The sequence below is a fragment of the uncultured Aquabacterium sp. genome, from assembly GCF_913773725.1.
Lineage (GTDB): Bacteria > Pseudomonadota > Gammaproteobacteria > Burkholderiales > Burkholderiaceae_C > Aquabacterium.
Genome location: NZ_CAJYGK010000034.1, coordinates 1 through 15,071, shown reverse-complemented (window position 1 = coordinate 15,071; position 15,071 = coordinate 1). Strand labels below are relative to the sequence as shown.

The following is a 15,071-nucleotide window of genomic DNA, read 5'->3' as shown; positions in this document are numbered from 1 at the left end:
GCCCCGTCGAGAGCCGCGGCCTCAACGCGGGCCGCTGCCCTTGCCTGTGCAGTCCGGACGGTTGCACTCGATGTACAGCGACAGCGCGTGATCGTGGAGCTTGTAGCCCCGTTCCGCTGCGATTTCCTGCTGGCGTCGTTCGATCTCGGGGTCAAAGAACTCTTCCACCCGCCCGCAGTTCACGCACACCAGATGGTCGTGATGCTTGCCTTCGTTCAGTTCGAACACGGCCTTGCCGGCCTCGAAGTGATTGCGCGACAGGATACCGGCCTGCTCGAACTGCATCAGCACCCGGTAGACGGTGGCCAGGCCGATGTCCGAACCTTCGGACAGCAGCACCTTGTACACGTCTTCGGCCGTCATGTGACGGTGGGCAGTCTGCTGGAACACCTCCAGGATCTTGATGCGGGGCAGCGTGGCCTTCAGCCCGTTGCTTTTGAGTTCTTCGGCGTGGTTCATGGTGGTCTCCAGGTCGCAGGCAGGCGGTCTCCGCCCCCGCTAGAATCCCAATGATATCGACTTGCCTCCCACCCGTGCCGGCGTGAGGCCTTGTCGAGCCACCCTGACTGTGACGACCGCACCCATGACGCTGCCTCTTCCCCGTCGCGCCCTGCTGGCCCTGGTGCCGCTGGCGCTGCTTTCGGCCTGCTCGAGCACGGTCTCCCTCAGCAAGCCCGAGACCCTGTTCGGCCTGCTCGAGCCCTATCGCATCGACATCGTGCAGGGCAATGTGGTGACCCAGGAGATCATCGCGCAGGTTCAGCCCGGGCTGGGGCGCATGCAGGTTCGCGAGATCCTGGGTACGCCACTGCTGATGGACCCGTTCCACGCGGACCGCTGGGATTACGTGTTCACCATCCGCCGCCAGGGCGTGCCGGACCAGCGTCGTGCCGTGACGGTGTTCTTCAAGAACGATGTGGTGGACCACTTCGAGACCGAGCCCTTGCCGTCCGAGCGGGATTTCGTGGCGTCGATCGACAAGCCGGTGACCCGCACGGCGGCCCCCAACCTGACGCCGCAGCAGGTCGATGCGCTGCCCGCGCCGCCCAAGACCGAGACCGCACCGCGCAAACAGCCCCAGGGCGCTGTGCGTGACTACCCGCCGCTGGAAGGCGGTCGTCCCTGACGCGGCGGGCTGCGCCCGTTCCCGCGAACCTTCTTTCCGTTGACCGTGGCAGCCCGGCCGGGTGTGCCCTCTGACCGACTCCTTATCCGCATGAGCACCACCGCCACTCACCCGATCGCCATCGCCGGAGCCTCTGGCCGCATGGGCCGCATGCTGGTCGAGGCCGTCCAGGCCGCCCCGGACGCCCGCCTGGCGGGCGCGCTCGACATCGCGGCCAGCCCGGCCGTGGGCGCCGATGCCACCGCCTTCCTCGGACAGACCAGCGGTGTGGCCATCACCGCCGACCTGCATCAGGGCCTGAAGGACGCCGGCTTCCTGATCGACTTCACCCGCCCCGAGGGAACGATGGCCCACCTGCGCGTGTGCCGTGAGCTGGGCGTCAAGATGGTCATCGGCACCACCGGCTTCACCGACGAGCAGAAGGCCGAGATCGAGGATGCCGCCCGAGACATCGCCATCGTGATGGCCCCCAACATGGCCGTGGGCGTCAATGTCGTCTTCAAGCTGCTGGCCCAGGCGGCCAAGGCGCTGAAGGAAGGTTACGACATCGAGATCATCGAGGCCCATCACCGTCACAAGGTCGATGCCCCCAGCGGCACCGCCCTGAAGATGGGCGAAGTGGTGGCCGAGGCCGTGGGCCGAGACCTGAAGGAATGTGCCGTGTACGGTCGCGAAGGCGTCACCGGCGAGCGCGACCCGAGCACCATCGGCTTTGCCACCATTCGCGGGGGCGACGTTGTGGGCGACCACACCGTGCTGTTTGCCGGCATCGGTGAGCGCATCGAGATCACCCACAAGTCCTCCAGCCGCGCCACCTATGCTCAGGGCAGCCTCCGGGCCGTGCGCTTCCTGGCCCAGCAGCCGCATGGCCTGTTCGGCATGGACGACGTGCTCGGTCTGAAGTGACCGTGAACCGGGCGATCCAACAGGGGCAGGGCACATGAACGGCTGGACCCACTTCTGGGAACAGGGCGATGCGGTCGGCAAGGCTGTGGCCCTCATGCTGTTGCTGATGTCGATCAGTGCCTGGGTCGTGATCTTCTGGAAGGGCTGGCTGCTCAGCCGCGCGCGCCGGGACCTGGCCGCAGGCGCCCGGGTGTTCTGGAAGGCGTCCGACCTGCAGCAGGCCCGTACCGCCTTGCGCACGGTGGACCGTGAAGCGCTCCTGCTGACGCTGGTCGACTCGGTCAGCGAACCCGTGGATGGTGCCTCCCTCGAGGGGCGCGCCGACCGCAGCGCGCAGCTGACCCGGCGCCTGCGCGATGCCCTGCACGCCGTGCTGGCACGCCTGCAGGCCGGGCAGGTGCTGCTGGCCTCGGTCGGCGCGGTGGCGCCATTCGTGGGGCTGTTCGGCACCGTCTGGGGCATCTACCACGCGATGATGGGCATCAGCAGCGAAGGCTCGGTGAGCATCGACAAGGTGGCTGGCCCCGTGGGCGAGGCCCTCATCATGACCGCAGCGGGCCTGGCGGTGGCCATTCCGGCCGTGCTGGCCTACAACCTGTTCGGCAAGTATGTGTCGGCCTGCGAGGCCGACCTCGAGGGCTTTGCGCACGACCTGCGCGAGGCCTTGCTGGCCGGCGACGCGGACTGACCGCGCACGGAGCCCGGCCCCATGGCATTCGGTCGACTCGAGCGTCCTCAGGGCAGCCAGCCCATGAGCGACATCAACATGACGCCGTTGATCGACGTGATGCTGGTGCTGCTCATCATTTTCATGCTGACCGCGCCGCTGATGACCTCCCGGCTCAAGCTCGACCTGCCGAAGGCCCCTGCGCCCAGCGCCGAGCCAGCGCCCCTGACCTTCACGGTGGCCCTGACAGCCGATGGGCTGCTGCACCTGGATGACGCGGTGGTGTCCAAAGAGGCCCTGCGCCAGCAGGCCCGGGCCCAGGCCGAGCAGAAGCCGGACACCGAGGTGCAGTTGCGCGCAGACAAGGTTGTGCCGTATGGGCAGGTGGCCGAGCTCATCGGCCTGCTGCAGCAGGCGGGGTTGAGCCGCATCGCGTTCGTGACCGAGGCAGCAGACACCGCAGGCGACACCCCCGCCGCACCCTGAGCGGGTTCAGGGCCACGCCCGGGCACATCGACCAGTGTCACGCGGCCGGCGGCGGCGATCAAGCCTTTCCGCCCTTGTGGGGGGCGCCTGTCGACGCAGGGCGACACCGCCCACGCGGCGCGGCCCTGGTCACACATGGGGTGGGGATTGCACGCGCACAATGGGACGCATCGCGACAGTGGACCTCATCCGGTTTCCCTCATGGCCGCCCCCAAGTTCCCCACCCAGCGCTTCGACAACGCCGACGCCGCCCTGCGCCACGTCACCCAGCTCTACGACTCGCAGATCCAGTACCTGCGTGATTCGCTGCAGCGCTTCGTGGCCGGCGACACGATCCGGCACCACATCCGCGCCAAGTACCCCTTCGTGCGCGTGCACACCGACACCGTCGCCCGCGCCGACTCGCGCCTGTCTTACGGCTTCGTGGCCGGACCGGGCACGTACGAAACCACGGTGACCCGCCCTGATCTGTTCGCCAACTACTACCGCGAGCAGTTCCAGCTGTTGCTGGACAACCATGGCGTGCCCATCGAGGTGGGGTTGGGCGGCGACGCGATCCCGGTGCACTTCAGCCTGGACGAGCACCAGCACCTTGAAGGCAGCCTGAGCCCCGAACGCCGCCTGCTGCTGCGGGACCTGTTCGACCTGCCCGATCTGGCGTCGATGGATGACGGCATTGCCAATGGCACCTATGAAACGCGCGGAGGGGCGCGGCCGCTGTCGCTGTTCACGGCGCCGCGCGTCGACTACTCGCTGCATCGGCTGCGCCACTACACCGGCACCTCGCCGTCGCACTTCCAGAACTTCGTGCTGTTCACGAACTACCAGTTCTACATCGACGAATTCGTGCGCATGGGGCATGAGCTGATGCGGCGTGCCCCCGATCCCGCCAACCCGCGGGACGACGACGATTGCATCGCCTTCGTCGAGCCCGGCAACGTGGTGACGCGCCGGGTGGGGCAGGCGATCGAGCCGGGGGATGCGCTGGGGGCGGTGCCACCGCGCCTGCCGCAGATGCCCGCCTACCACCTGATCCGCAAGGACCGCAGCGGCGTCACCATGGTCAACATCGGGGTGGGGCCGGCCAATGCCAAGACCATCACCGACCACATTGCGGTGTTGCGCCCGCACGCATGGATCATGCTGGGCCACTGCGCGGGCCTGCGCAATTCACAGCAGCTGGGCGATTACGTGCTGGCCCATGGCTATGTGCGCGAGGACCACGTGCTCGACGAGGACCTGCCGTTGTGGGTGCCCATTCCGCCGCTGGCCGAGATCCAGCTGGCGCTGGAAGGCGCTGTGGCGGACGTGACGCAGCTGCACGGCTACGAGCTCAAGCGCATCATGCGCACGGGCACGGTGGCCTCGACCGACAACCGCAACTGGGAGCTGTTGCCGCAGCGCGAGCCCGAGCGGCGTTTCAGTCAGAGCCGCGCCGTGGCGCTGGACATGGAGAGCGCGACCATCGCGGCCAATGGCTTCCGGTTCCGGGTGCCCTACGGCACCTTGCTGTGCGTGAGCGACAAGCCGCTGCACGGTGAACTGAAGCTGCCGGGCATGGCCAACCAGTTTTACCGCGAGCGCGTCGACCAGCATCTGCGCATCGGCTTGCGCGCCATCGAGCGCCTGCGCGGCGACCGGGCCGGGCAGCTGCACAGCCGCAAGCTGCGGAGCTTCGCCGAGGTGGCCTTCCAGTGAGGCCTCGCCCACCCGGGGAGGGTGGGCGGTTAACCTGAAAAGGTTAGGTTCAGGCGGCGTCGGCCAGCACCCGTGCGTCCTGCACCGGGGCGACCTCGCGGCGGATCTGATCGCCGGCGGCCTGCTCGGCCACACGCAGGTCATAGGCCGTCTGCAGGTCCATCCAGTACTGCGGCGTGGTCCCGAAGAAGCGGGCCAGGCGCAGCGCAGAGTCCGGGCTGATGCCACGACGCTCCCGAACGATGTCGTTCACGCGCGGCGCCGGCACGTGCAGACGGATGGCCAGACCACTGGCCGACAGCCCGTGCGGGGCCATGAACTTGGAGCGGAGGATGGCGCCTGGGTGCACAGCTTGGGAGGGAGTCATGGTCGTGATGGGATTTAGGGGATACTTCATTCATCGTATGTGGTTTACCCCAATCAGATTGTCAATCGCTCGACAATTAGATGCGTTGCATCTAACCATTACGGGGGATTGTCGTGAGATTGTCCCCAACGTTAGCCGTTTGGCGATTTTCGTCATCGGATGTCCATGAGCCCCCGTTCCACGCCGCACCCGACCACCTTGTTGCCTGCGCTGCGAACCCACGTGTGGTTTGCCAGTTGCCCGGAGGCGTTGCAGGAGGCGCTCGTGGAGCGGGCGCGGGTGGTGACGCTGAGGGCCGGCGATCCGCTGTTCAAGCGCGGCGACCCGAACGATGGCTTGTGCTGTGTGCTGGCCGGGGCCTTGAAGGTCGGCTCCACCCACCCGCGCGACGGCACCATGCGCCTCACGCTGTATGTCGAGCCCTATCACTGGTTTGGCGAGATCGCCCTGATCGACCGGCAGCCGCGCAGCCTGCATGCCATCGCCGACATGGACAGCATGGTGCTGATGGTGCCCCGGCCGCTGATCGAGGCCTGGCTGGATGAACACCCGGCCTGCTGGCGCGACATTGCCCGGCTCGCGTGCGGCAAGGTGCGGCTGATGCTCACGGCCATGGAAGACAATGCGACCCTGCCGCTGCACCAGGTGCTGGCGCGCCGGCTCCTGTTCTTCTCGACCGGGTTCGGCCAGTCGACGCAGACCGAGCCGCGTCGCCGCCTGCGTCTGCCTCAGGAGTACCTGGCCAGCATGCTGGGGGTGTCACGCCAGACGGTCAACAAGGCGTTGCGTGCGCTGGAGCGGGAGCAGGTGGTGGCCCTGCATTACGCCGAGATCGAAATCCTGGATCTGCCTGGGCTGGTGCAGCGTGCCGGGCAGATCGACCCGGGCCTGCATCCGCGGCCCCTGCCCGCGGCCCCACCGGCCGAGCCGGCGGGCTGAGCGCCAGCAGGCGAGGGCCGTTCAGCCCGCGTCCGGCACGCGTGGGCGCACGCACGCTGCAGCCCGCAGCGCCTTGGCGCGGGCCGCTTCGATGTCGGCGTCGGTGGCCAGCGCCACGCCCAGGCGCCGCTTGACGAAGCTCTCCGGCTTGCCGAACAGACGCAGATCGGTGCCCGGCTCGCTCAATGCCTGAGCCACCCCGTCGAACACCACGTCCTGCGCGTCCACGCCGCCGTAGATCACGGCCGACGCACCCGCCTGACGCAGGCTGGTGTCCACGGGCAGGCCGAGGATGGCGCGCGCGTGAAGCTCGAACTCGCTTTGCACCTGCGTGCTCAGCGTGACGAGGCCGGTGTCGTGCGGGCGGGGGCTGACCTCGCTGAACCACACCATGTCACCCTTGACGAAGAGCTCGACCCCGAACAGGCCCTGGCCGCCAAGGTTGTCGGTCACGGCCTTGGCGATCTCGCGGGCGCGTTGCAGCGCCACGGGCGACATCGGCTGCGGCTGCCAGCTCTCGACGTAATCGCCGCTGACCTGCTTGTGGCCGATGGGCTCGCAGAAGTGGGTCAGGGCCTCGCCGAGCTGGGCTCCGCGGCCTGCGGCGCGCACGGTGAGTTGCGTGATTTCGTAGTCGAAATCGATGAAGCCTTCGACGATGACCCGGCCATGGCTGACGCGGCCGCCGGCCATGGCGTGGTCCCACGCGGCCTGCACGTCGGCCGGGCCATCGATCTTGCTCTGGCCCTTGCCGGACGAGCTCATCACCGGCTTCACGATGCAGGGGTAGCCGATGGGGGGCTCGCCATCCCGGCCGTCGATGGCGGCCTGCAGCGCTGCCAGCGAGTCGCAGAAACGATAGGGGCTGGTGGGCAGGCCGAGGGTTTCGGCGGCCAGGCGGCGGATGCCCTCCCGGTCCATCGTGAGGCGGGCCGCGCGGGCGGTGGGAATCACGCGCACCACGCCTGCCGCTTCGAGCTCTTCCAGTACCGGGGTGGCGATGGCCTCGATTTCCGGCACGACGAGGTCGGGTTGCTCCGCTTCAATCAGGGCGCGCAGCTGGTCCGGGTCGCTCATGGTGATGGTCCGGCGGTGGTGGGCCACCTGCTGGCCCGGTGCGTGGTCGTAGCGGTCGACAGCGATGGTTTCGACGCCCAGGCGCTGCAGGGCGATCAGCACCTCCTTGCCGAGCTCACCCGAGCCCAGCAGCATGACGCGCACGGCCGACGGTGACAGGGGGGTGCCAAGGGTCAGGGTCTGGACAGGCAGGTTCATGGCCGATGGGGGGCTGGTGATGAGAGGGGGAATTGTCGCTGCGAAGCAGCGGGGGGCGACAGCGGCAGCGTCACGGTGAAGCGGGTGCCCTGTGCGGGCTGGCTGTCCACGTCGATGTGGCCGCCCAGACGCTCCACCAGCCGTTGCACCACGGCCAGGCCCAGGCCCGAGCCGCCGACGCGGTCGCTGCGCGGGTCTTCCAGGCGTACATGGGGCTCGAAAATCCGGTGCCGCTGGGACGGGTCGATGCCGATGCCGGTGTCTTCCACTTCCAGCTGCAGCAGGGCGGGGCGGGGCAAGGCGGGATGCAGCGTGGCCCGGACCGTGATTTCGCCGTCGGGCGTGTACTTGATGGCGTTGCTCAGCAGGTTGAGCAGGATCTGGCGGACCCGAACGGGGTCCAGTCTCTGCATGCCCAGGGGGGGCGCCTCTGTCGTGGCGTCGGGGAGCCGGCAATACAGCGCCAGGCGCTTGTGTTCGGCCAGGGGCGCCATCTGGTCGCACACGTCCTGCACCAGTTGCGCGACGTCGGTGTCCTCTTCGTGCAGTTGCCAGTCAGGGCTTTCCAGTCGGGTGTACTCGGTGATGTCACGCAAGTGGGCTTCGAGTTGTGTCGCCGCGCGACGCAGGCGGTCGACCGCACGTTGGCCGGCGTCGTCGTGCAGGCGCATGGCCAGCAGATCGATGGAGCCGAGCATGGACTGCAGGGGCGACCGGATTTCGTGTGACAGCATGGCCAGGAAGCGCTCCTTGCCTTCATGGGCCTCGCGCTCGGCGCGCTGCAGCCGCCCTCGCAGCGCCGTGATGTACTGAAGGGCGAGGATGCAGACCGGGTTCACCAGCAGCAGCACGGTCCACACGTGCCCGCTGAGCTGCTGGTATGTGCCGCCGGCCTGCACGACGTCGCGGTAAAGCCAGCCGTACAGACCCAGCAGCGCGGCATACATGGCGGCACTGACCCACAGGGCACTGCGGCGCAAGGCGATGAACGCCGCCACATACAGAAGCGGCATGAACTGCGCGTTGGCGCCGACGGCGTAAAGTCCCTGCGCGCTGTCGAGCCGCGCGCCCTCGTACAGGCAGCCCAGGAAATAGAAGCCGGTGCAGCCGAGTGTGCCGCCCACGATCACATCGATCCGGTGCGGGCGCCACCACAGCAGGATCGACGCCAGCCCGTACAACGTGGACAGGATGGGTCCGAAGCGCGACTCCCAGGGGGTGTTGAGCCCTGCCGCCCCATCCTGCAGCAAGAGCAGCATGCTGCCCACGGCCAGCATCAGGGCCAACGGGGCCAGGCGGCGCGCGGCCAGTGTCCGGGTGTCGACCTCAGGCATGACGAGCGGTCGCGTCGCCGCCGTGTCGCAGCCGGTCGAGGTGGCGCTGGATGGCGGCCATGAGCACGGTGGGGCGCACCGGCTTTTCGAAGAAGACCACGTCCTGTGTACGCAGCAGCGTGGCCAGGGTGGCCTCCGGGGCCGGGCCCTCGCGCAGTTGGCCGGTCAGCAGCACGATGGGCACCTGGGGGCGATCGGCGCGGATGCGCTCCACCAGCGCCTGCGAGGTCTGGCCCCCGGCCAGGATGAGATCGATCACATAGGCATCGTGCTGCAAAGCGCCCGGGGCCATCAACTCGGTGGTGCGGGTGTATGCCTGGGCACGCCACCCTGCTTCACACAGCCAGTCGCTCAGGGCGTCGGCGGCGTCGGGGTCGTCGTCGACCACAGCCACACGGGGGCGCTCCGGTTCGCGGCAGGGCACCACCGTCAGGTGGTCGACCGCATAGCGCGGCAGCCCGGGCGCGAGGGCGGCCAGGGTGGCTTCCGTGCCCACGTGCCACTGGCCCTCCGCATGCACGGCCTCCAGGGGCGGCGGCACAGCGGTGGGCAGCACAGGGCCGAGTTGCACCTGGCAGGGCAGGACTCGCCCGTCGATGTGCAGCCGCGCCGGGTGGGGGGCAGGCTTGCCGACCGGCGCCGGGTTAGGGGCCAGGGGCGCGTGATCGGCCGCGCCGCGGGCCACGGCCGACGGAAACAAGTCGTCCAGGCGGGCCCCGACGTGCTGGCACACCGCCCTCACTTCATCGAAAAGCCAGACAGCGCCTTTCAGCTTGCGGCGAGCCTGGCTGACCGAGATCGCGCATATTTGCGCGACTTGGGCGGCTTGGTGCCGTGCAGGGATGCCATGCCGGCCCAACAGCGCCGCCAGCGCCGCAGCGGTTTCCGCGTGCGGCGCGTCGTCCAGGGGGGCGTCGTCGCTGTCGAAGTAGGGCGCCATGGTCAAAGGGCAGGTTCAGGGGCGTGAGGTGATTATCCCGGCGCTTCGCCCTCTTGGGGGAGGGGGCTCCCCAAATCGTAACATTGCGTCAGATATGCGCGTTTGGTCAGATATGGCACATACAATGCGGCCGGTGCGCTGACATGAAAAGACACAACGAGGCGCCGCTCGGGGAGAATCTTGAAACACGCAACGCCTTCGGGTGTTGACAACCGGCCGGGGCCTGCTCCGTGAACGGTTGGCGCCGCAAGGCTTTGCACAAACCACCCTGCGGGGTGGTTTTTTTCTGGGCGATGATGTGGCCTTTCCCCCTGCCACCGCACCATGCCTGTCGACCCTTCTGTCCCCCATGCCGTCCCGCGCCCGGATCGTTTCCTGCCGGCTGGCATGCAGGGCGAGGTTGGCCCCATCGGGTTGATGGCGGCCCTGCCGGAGGAGCTGGCTGCCGTGCTGGAGATCATGCCGGACGAAGCGCAGGTGCAGCTGGGCGGGCGCACGTTCTGGGTGGGGCACCTGCATGGCCGCGCGGTCGTGGCCGTGCTGTCGGGCATCGGCAAGGTCGCCGCGGCCACCACCACCACGCTGCTCGCCGGTCATTTCGGTGTGAGCCAGATCGTGTTCGTCGGTGTGGCGGGCGGTCTGGGCGAGGGCGTGCGGGTGGGGGATGTGGTGCTGGCCGATGCCCTGCTGCAGCACGACATGGACGCGTCGCCGCTGTTTCCGCGGTTCGAGTTGCCGGGCACGGGGCTCAGTCGGCTGCCGGCCGATCCGGCCCGGGTGACGCTGGCGCGTGAGACGCTGGCCGCCGCGCTGGCCCCCGAAGTCCTGTCCATGGCGCAGCCGCACCCGTTGCGGGCCGAGGATCTGACGGCGCTGGGCCTGACCTGGCCCCGGCTGCACACCGGGCTGATTGTCAGTGGCGACCAGTTCGTGTGCACCGATCAGGCCAGTGCGACGCTGCGTACCGCGTTGCCCGATGCCCTGGCGGTCGAAATGGAGGGGGCCGCGGTGGCCCAGGTGTGCCGCGACCTGACCGTGCCCTGCCTCGTGATCCGCACGGTGTCCGATCGGGCGGACGACGCGGCCCACATCGACTTCCCCCGTTTCCTGCAGACCGTCGCCAGCCCGTATGCGGGCGCCATGCTGGCCCACCTCGTGCCGGCGCTCTGACACGCCCCACTTTGGCACGGGCTTTGCCCCCTGCTTGACCCGCGGCGCGCCGGACGTGGCGGGTGTCCCATTCCGATGCAGACCTGGTTCACTCCGGGACGTCTGCATCGCCCGGTCTCCGCGATAACCCTCAGCCTGGCGGGTGGCGCTGTGTCAGCGTGCCCGTGGCCCGAGGCAAAGCGACAAAACATCGGAGACAAGAAGTGAAACAGAAGTCCGGCCCCGAGGCCGATGACCTGGCCGCCTCTCTGGGCCTGGTCGCCGGCGTGCGCCTGCCATGGCGCGTCAGTCAGCATGCGGTGGACAGCACCGCGCGCAGCGTGCACCTGTGGGTCACACAGGAACCCGAGCCCCCAGTGGAAGCCCGACGGGCATGGTTCGGCTTGCGGCGGGTGGTCATGGTGCCGCGACCGGCCCTGAAGGAGGGGCAGGTGTGGCGCCATCTGGATTGCATGGGCTATGCCTGTTTCATCCACACACTGGACCGGTTGTACGACGACGAGCGCAGCCTCGACTGGCTCGGTGCCGACCAGATGCCCTTCACGCACGCGTTGGGTCGCAAGGTCTACGCGCTGCTGGCCGAAGGGCTGGACATGGCGGTGGTCTGCGAGCTGATGCGCCTGCCCTTCGCCGAGGTCTGGAAGTTCCGTTATGCGCTGGACAACGGCCAGATGCCCTACGAGTACGCCACCGCGCGGCGCGTGCGCGGCCGGACGCCACCTTTCCCGGCGACGGGGGCGGACACGCCGTTGCCGGGGGCGTCCCCGGTGGGGTTGCCGGTGACGCGCGTGCCGGCGGACGAGGCCATCGTGGTGAACCGGGGCCTGCCGGCCTGGGACGATCCGGTGTGGGTCCGGCTGATTGGTGGCGAGTTGCCCATCGACATCCGCACCCTGGGCTTTCAGCTGCTGCTGGCCCGACTGCGCCAGCAGCTCAGCCAGCAACCGGGCGATGAGGTGTTGCAGGTCAAGCTGCGTGAACTGCACCGCTATGTGCAGCGCCACGAGCGCGTGCTGGGACACGAGTTGCAGCAACTGCAGACCCTGCGTGAGGGAGGTGCAGCATGAGCGCGTGGCGACAGGCCCTGGTCGATCACGACATGGCCGTGACCCTGATCGAAAGCGGCGCGTGGCTCACCATCGCAGGCGACGAGATGGCCCTGAGTCGCCTGCCACGGGGGCGCTGGATCGGGGGCACCATTCCTTACTTCATGGGGCAGGAAGGCGGCCAGACCAGCCGAACCGAGTTGTTCGTGACCGTGCTCGACCAGTTTGCCGGGCACGAGCCGCACGTGGCCCTTCACGATGTGGACAGCCTGTCCCGGATCTGCGTGGAAGCGCCGGACAATGGCTTTTCGCTCTTGATCCTCCCGGCGTTCTCGGCCGTGCACAGCGCCTATGCGCAGCATGCTCCGGCTTACGAGGACATGTACCTGAAGCCGGTGGTCGGTTGGGTCGCTGGCGTGCACCTGGACGACATGGGGCAGCGGCGTGCCAAGGTGGTCGACGGGACCACGGGCCGCCTGTACGAAGACCAGGCGGTGGTGCTGCATGTGCCCTTGCCGGACAGCCTGGTGGCCGATGTGCGCATCGTCAACCTGTTCCAGCAGGGCGCGGGACCGACGATCCGCTTCGATCAGGACGGCTTCGACGTGGCGGACTGCCTGATCGACGGCGTGCGGACGCCATTGGCGAGCTACCTGCACGAGCGCGGGCACGACACCCGGCTGCCCCTGGTGGCCGATTGCAACGGGGCTGCCGTCAATGTGAGCTTCCGCTGGGTCGATCCCCAGCGCGGTCGTGTGGCTTTTTACGGGCCGGTGTTCAGCGGCGTGGACTATCGGCTGGCCCAGCCCTTTGCGGGGCGCTATGACGAGGCCTTCGCGCAGGCAGGGGCCGATCTGCCCGAGGCCCAGTTCTCGTGCAACTGCATCCTCAACTACCTGTATGGCGAGCTGGAAGGCCGCCGAACCGGCGAGGCCATCGGACCCATGACCTTCGGTGAAGTGGCGTATCAGCTGCTCAACCAGACCATGGTGCAGCTGACGCTGAGCCTGCGCTGATCCCGTTCCTCTTCTGGCTCATGTGATGAGCCATTTGCGGCCCGCTCCTTCCGGACGGGCCGCTTTTCTTTGGTGCCCCTTCGCGTCACGGGCCGGTGCCCGCTGGAAATCCCTGCAAGCGTTTTCCCTATTTTGTTCTGCTATGCAGAAATGCGTTCTGTGTTTTCGTTGACTCTGTGCGGTTTGGGGAACAAACTGGACCGCATATCGGCACGGTGTTCACCTTTGCCGCAACGCGAACCAAGGAGCGCATCTTGGAGCTGTTCTTTCAGCAACTGCTCAATGGCCTGACGATCGGCGGCGTCTACAGCCTGGTCGCACTGGGCCTGACGCTGGTCTACGGAATCCTGCATGTGCCGAACTTCGCCCACGGCGCGTTCTACATGGCCGGGGCCTACGTGGCCTTCTACCTGATGGGGTCGCTGGGCCTGAACTACTGGCTGGCCATGGCCGGCTCGGCGGTGGCCGTGGCCGTGCTGTCGATGCTGGCAGAGCGGCTGGTGTTCAACCCGCTGCGCAATGCGCCCCCTCTGCACGACATGATTGCCGCCATCGGCATCCTGCTGTTTCTCGAGGCCGGCGCACAGGCACTGTGGGGCGCCGACTTCCACCGCATGAGCAGCCCTTATGGGCAGTTGGTGGAGGTGTTCGGGCTCACGGTGGCGTTGCAGCGTCTGCTGATCCTGGCCGGGGCGGTCTTGCTGGTCGTGCTGCTGCACCTGTTCCTCACGCGCACCACCACGGGCGCCACCATCGTCGCGATGGCGCAGAACCGCGATGGCGCCGCGCTCGTCGGCATCGACGCCACGCGGGTCACGCTGATGGTGTTTGCCATTTCCGGCGCGCTGGCGGCGGTGGCCGCGGTGCTGTATGCGCCGATCAACCTGGTCTACCCGGCCATGGGGCATCTGGTCATCACCAAGGCCTTCGTGATCATCATCCTCGGCGGCATGGGCAGCTTTCCCGGTGCCATCGTGGGCGGTCTGATCATTGGCCTGGCCGAGGCCTTCGGCGGCTTCTACTTCTCGACCGACTACAAGGACCTGATTGCCTTCGTGCTGCTGGTGCTGATCCTGTCGGTCCGCCCCCAAGGTCTGTTCTCGAAAGGTGCGCACTGACATGACGCTGCTGCAAGGCAAGGCGGGCTGGGGCCTGCTCATCGCGCTGGCCCTCGTGTTCCCCTACGTGGTGCCCAACAACTACTTCCTGTCGGTGATGACGCTGTCGTACATCTTCGCGATCGCGGCACTCGGGCTCAACCTCATCACCGGCTACACGGGCCAGTTCAATCTGGCGCACGGCGGGTTCATGGCGATCGGCGCCTATGCGGTCGGCCTGCTCACCACCGATTACCAATGGGGCTTCTGGTGGGCGTTTGCCGCTGCGGGCGCCGTGTGCGGGGTGCTGGGCTGGTTGATCGGCATGCTGTCGCTGCGCATGACGGGCCATGTGTTCTCGATCTTCACGCTGTGCGTGGGCTACATCATCTACCTGCTGATCGAGAAGTGGGAGGCCGTGACCCACGGTGCGGTCGGTGTGATGGGCATTCCCGCGCCGGCGCATCCTTTCGGTGGCGAGGTCGACACGCCCATCGGCCAGTACTACCTGATGCTGGGCTTTCTGGTGCTGGGGGCCGTGGTGATGCAGCGCATCGTTCGTTCGATTCTGGGGCGCAGCTTCATGGCGGTGCGCAACGGCGAGGCCCTGGCCGAGGCGCTGGGCATCCCGCTGATGCGGACCAAGCGGCTGGCCTTCGTGCTGTCGGTGATCTACGCCGGGTTGGCGGGCGGCCTGTATGCCGGGCACGTGCGCTTTCTCGGTCCGGAACTGGCGGCCACCCACCACACCTTCGAGCTGGTGATGTTCATGCTGGTGGGCGGCATCGGCACGCTGTTCGGGCCGATCCTGGGCTCGGTGCTGGTGCCGTGGCTGACCCAGTCGCTGCAGTTCCTGCAGGACTACCGCATGGTCGTCTTCGGCCCGCTGCTCATCGTGCTGCTCATCTTCCTGCCGCATGGCATCGTGGGCACCTGGCTGCATCGCCAGGCGCGCCGTGAGGCGGCGAAACGTGCACAGGCTGTGCCGCCGGCCCCCCCTGTGT

At 67.9% G+C, this 15,071-nt stretch carries 16 protein-coding genes; 11 read left to right on the top strand and 5 right to left on the bottom strand.

The window, feature by feature from the left end; all coding sequences use genetic code 11:
* Nucleotides 1-21: 21 nt before the first annotated feature.
* The gene (gene fur, locus QZ709_RS03440; RefSeq protein ID WP_294635942.1) at nucleotides 22-459 is read right to left on the bottom strand and encodes a ferric iron uptake transcriptional regulator; all 438 of its coding nucleotides are present in this window, start codon (nucleotides 457-459) and stop codon (nucleotides 22-24) included.
* Between the two features lie 124 nt (nucleotides 460-583).
* Between fur and QZ709_RS03435 the strand changes: the two genes are divergently transcribed.
* From QZ709_RS03435 to QZ709_RS03415, 5 genes are all read left to right on the top strand, one after another.
* Nucleotides 584-1,126: an outer membrane protein assembly factor BamE gene (locus tag QZ709_RS03435; RefSeq protein ID WP_294635941.1), complete on the top strand. Its 543-nt coding sequence runs from the start codon at nucleotides 584-586 to the stop codon at nucleotides 1,124-1,126.
* A gap of 90 nt (nucleotides 1,127-1,216) precedes the next feature.
* Nucleotides 1,217-2,032 carry a 4-hydroxy-tetrahydrodipicolinate reductase gene (gene dapB, locus QZ709_RS03430; RefSeq protein WP_294635940.1) on the top strand — a complete coding sequence of 272 codons (816 nt, stop codon included), beginning with the start codon at nucleotides 1,217-1,219 and terminating at the stop codon, nucleotides 2,030-2,032.
* A 34-nt stretch (nucleotides 2,033-2,066) separates the two neighbouring features.
* On the top strand, nucleotides 2,067-2,720 hold the full coding sequence (locus QZ709_RS03425; RefSeq protein ID WP_294635939.1) for a MotA/TolQ/ExbB proton channel family protein: 654 nt from the start codon (nucleotides 2,067-2,069) through the stop codon (nucleotides 2,718-2,720).
* 21 nt (nucleotides 2,721-2,741) lie between these two features.
* Nucleotides 2,742-3,185, top strand: coding sequence for a biopolymer transporter ExbD (locus QZ709_RS03420; protein ID WP_294635938.1), 444 nt, complete (start codon nucleotides 2,742-2,744; stop codon nucleotides 3,183-3,185).
* Nucleotides 3,186-3,386: 201 nt separating this feature from the next.
* Complete coding sequence (locus QZ709_RS03415) at nucleotides 3,387-4,883, top strand: AMP nucleosidase (protein WP_294635937.1); 1,497 nt, start codon at nucleotides 3,387-3,389, stop codon at nucleotides 4,881-4,883.
* Nucleotides 4,884-4,932: 49 nt separating this feature from the next.
* Here the strand turns inward: QZ709_RS03415 and QZ709_RS03410 are convergent, their stop codons facing one another.
* Complete coding sequence (locus QZ709_RS03410) at nucleotides 4,933-5,250, bottom strand: HigA family addiction module antitoxin (protein ID WP_294635936.1); 318 nt, start codon at nucleotides 5,248-5,250, stop codon at nucleotides 4,933-4,935.
* 165 nt (nucleotides 5,251-5,415) lie between these two features.
* Between QZ709_RS03410 and QZ709_RS03405 the strand changes: the two genes are divergently transcribed.
* Complete coding sequence (locus QZ709_RS03405) at nucleotides 5,416-6,189, top strand: Crp/Fnr family transcriptional regulator (RefSeq protein ID WP_294635935.1); 774 nt, start codon at nucleotides 5,416-5,418, stop codon at nucleotides 6,187-6,189.
* A gap of 21 nt (nucleotides 6,190-6,210) precedes the next feature.
* Here the strand turns inward: QZ709_RS03405 and purT are convergent, their stop codons facing one another.
* Genes purT through QZ709_RS03390 form a run of 3 tightly spaced genes read right to left on the bottom strand, consistent with a single transcriptional unit; the run spans nucleotide 6,211 to nucleotide 9,738 of the window.
* Nucleotides 6,211-7,464: a formate-dependent phosphoribosylglycinamide formyltransferase gene (gene purT / locus QZ709_RS03400; RefSeq protein WP_294635934.1), complete on the bottom strand. Its 1,254-nt coding sequence runs from the start codon at nucleotides 7,462-7,464 to the stop codon at nucleotides 6,211-6,213.
* A complete protein-coding gene (locus QZ709_RS03395) occupies nucleotides 7,461-8,798 on the bottom strand; it encodes a HAMP domain-containing sensor histidine kinase (protein WP_294635933.1) in 1,338 nt (445 codons plus the stop codon). Before QZ709_RS03395 ends, purT begins: the two co-directional genes overlap by 4 nt.
* A complete protein-coding gene (locus tag QZ709_RS03390; protein ID WP_294635932.1) occupies nucleotides 8,791-9,738 on the bottom strand; it encodes a helix-turn-helix domain-containing protein in 948 nt (315 codons plus the stop codon). The genes QZ709_RS03395 and QZ709_RS03390 overlap by 8 nt, the downstream gene beginning before the upstream one ends.
* Before the next feature lie 387 nt (nucleotides 9,739-10,125).
* Between QZ709_RS03390 and QZ709_RS03385 the strand changes: the two genes are divergently transcribed.
* The 5 genes from QZ709_RS03385 to QZ709_RS03365 all read left to right on the top strand — a co-directional run.
* On the top strand, nucleotides 10,126-10,908 hold the full coding sequence (locus tag QZ709_RS03385; protein ID WP_294636080.1) for a 5'-methylthioadenosine/adenosylhomocysteine nucleosidase: 783 nt from the start codon (nucleotides 10,126-10,128) through the stop codon (nucleotides 10,906-10,908).
* 203 nt (nucleotides 10,909-11,111) lie between these two features.
* Nucleotides 11,112-11,975, top strand: a complete 864-nt coding sequence (locus tag QZ709_RS03380) for a hypothetical protein (RefSeq protein ID WP_294635931.1) — start codon at nucleotides 11,112-11,114, stop codon at nucleotides 11,973-11,975.
* Entirely contained in the window at nucleotides 11,972-12,970 is a 999-nt protein-coding gene (locus QZ709_RS03375) for a hypothetical protein (protein ID WP_294635930.1), read from the top strand. Before QZ709_RS03380 ends, QZ709_RS03375 begins: the two co-directional genes overlap by 4 nt.
* Nucleotides 12,971-13,224: 254 nt before the next feature.
* A complete protein-coding gene (locus QZ709_RS03370; protein WP_294635929.1) occupies nucleotides 13,225-14,088 on the top strand; it encodes a branched-chain amino acid ABC transporter permease in 864 nt (287 codons plus the stop codon).
* A gap of 1 nt (nucleotide 14,089) precedes the next feature.
* Nucleotides 14,090-15,071, top strand: a 982-nt coding sequence (locus QZ709_RS03365; protein ID WP_294635928.1) for a branched-chain amino acid ABC transporter permease, incomplete at its 3' end; no start/stop codon positions are given.

What these genes read in the sequence shown, in the direction of transcription:
- QZ709_RS03385 (WP_294636080.1), top strand. Translation starts at nt 10,126, where the DNA reads ATGCAGGGCGAGGTTGGCCCCATCGGGTTGATGGCGGCCCTGCCGGAG.
- QZ709_RS03390 (WP_294635932.1), bottom strand. Translation starts at nt 9,738, where the DNA reads ATGGCGCCCTACTTCGACAGCGACGACGCCCCCCTGGACGACGCGCCG.
- QZ709_RS03420 (WP_294635938.1), top strand. Translation starts at nt 2,742, where the DNA reads ATGGCATTCGGTCGACTCGAGCGTCCTCAGGGCAGCCAGCCCATGAGC.
- QZ709_RS03410 (WP_294635936.1), bottom strand. Translation starts at nt 5,250, where the DNA reads ATGACTCCCTCCCAAGCTGTGCACCCAGGCGCCATCCTCCGCTCCAAG.
- purT (WP_294635934.1), bottom strand. Translation starts at nt 7,464, where the DNA reads ATGAACCTGCCTGTCCAGACCCTGACCCTTGGCACCCCCCTGTCACCG.
- QZ709_RS03425 (WP_294635939.1), top strand. Translation starts at nt 2,067, where the DNA reads ATGAACGGCTGGACCCACTTCTGGGAACAGGGCGATGCGGTCGGCAAG.
- QZ709_RS03375 (WP_294635930.1), top strand. Translation starts at nt 11,972, where the DNA reads ATGAGCGCGTGGCGACAGGCCCTGGTCGATCACGACATGGCCGTGACC.
- QZ709_RS03435 (WP_294635941.1), top strand. Translation starts at nt 584, where the DNA reads ATGACGCTGCCTCTTCCCCGTCGCGCCCTGCTGGCCCTGGTGCCGCTG.
- fur (WP_294635942.1), bottom strand. Translation starts at nt 459, where the DNA reads ATGAACCACGCCGAAGAACTCAAAAGCAACGGGCTGAAGGCCACGCTG.
- dapB (WP_294635940.1), top strand. Translation starts at nt 1,217, where the DNA reads ATGAGCACCACCGCCACTCACCCGATCGCCATCGCCGGAGCCTCTGGC.
- QZ709_RS03395 (WP_294635933.1), bottom strand. Translation starts at nt 8,798, where the DNA reads ATGCCTGAGGTCGACACCCGGACACTGGCCGCGCGCCGCCTGGCCCCG.
- QZ709_RS03405 (WP_294635935.1), top strand. Translation starts at nt 5,416, where the DNA reads ATGAGCCCCCGTTCCACGCCGCACCCGACCACCTTGTTGCCTGCGCTG.
- QZ709_RS03415 (WP_294635937.1), top strand. Translation starts at nt 3,387, where the DNA reads ATGGCCGCCCCCAAGTTCCCCACCCAGCGCTTCGACAACGCCGACGCC.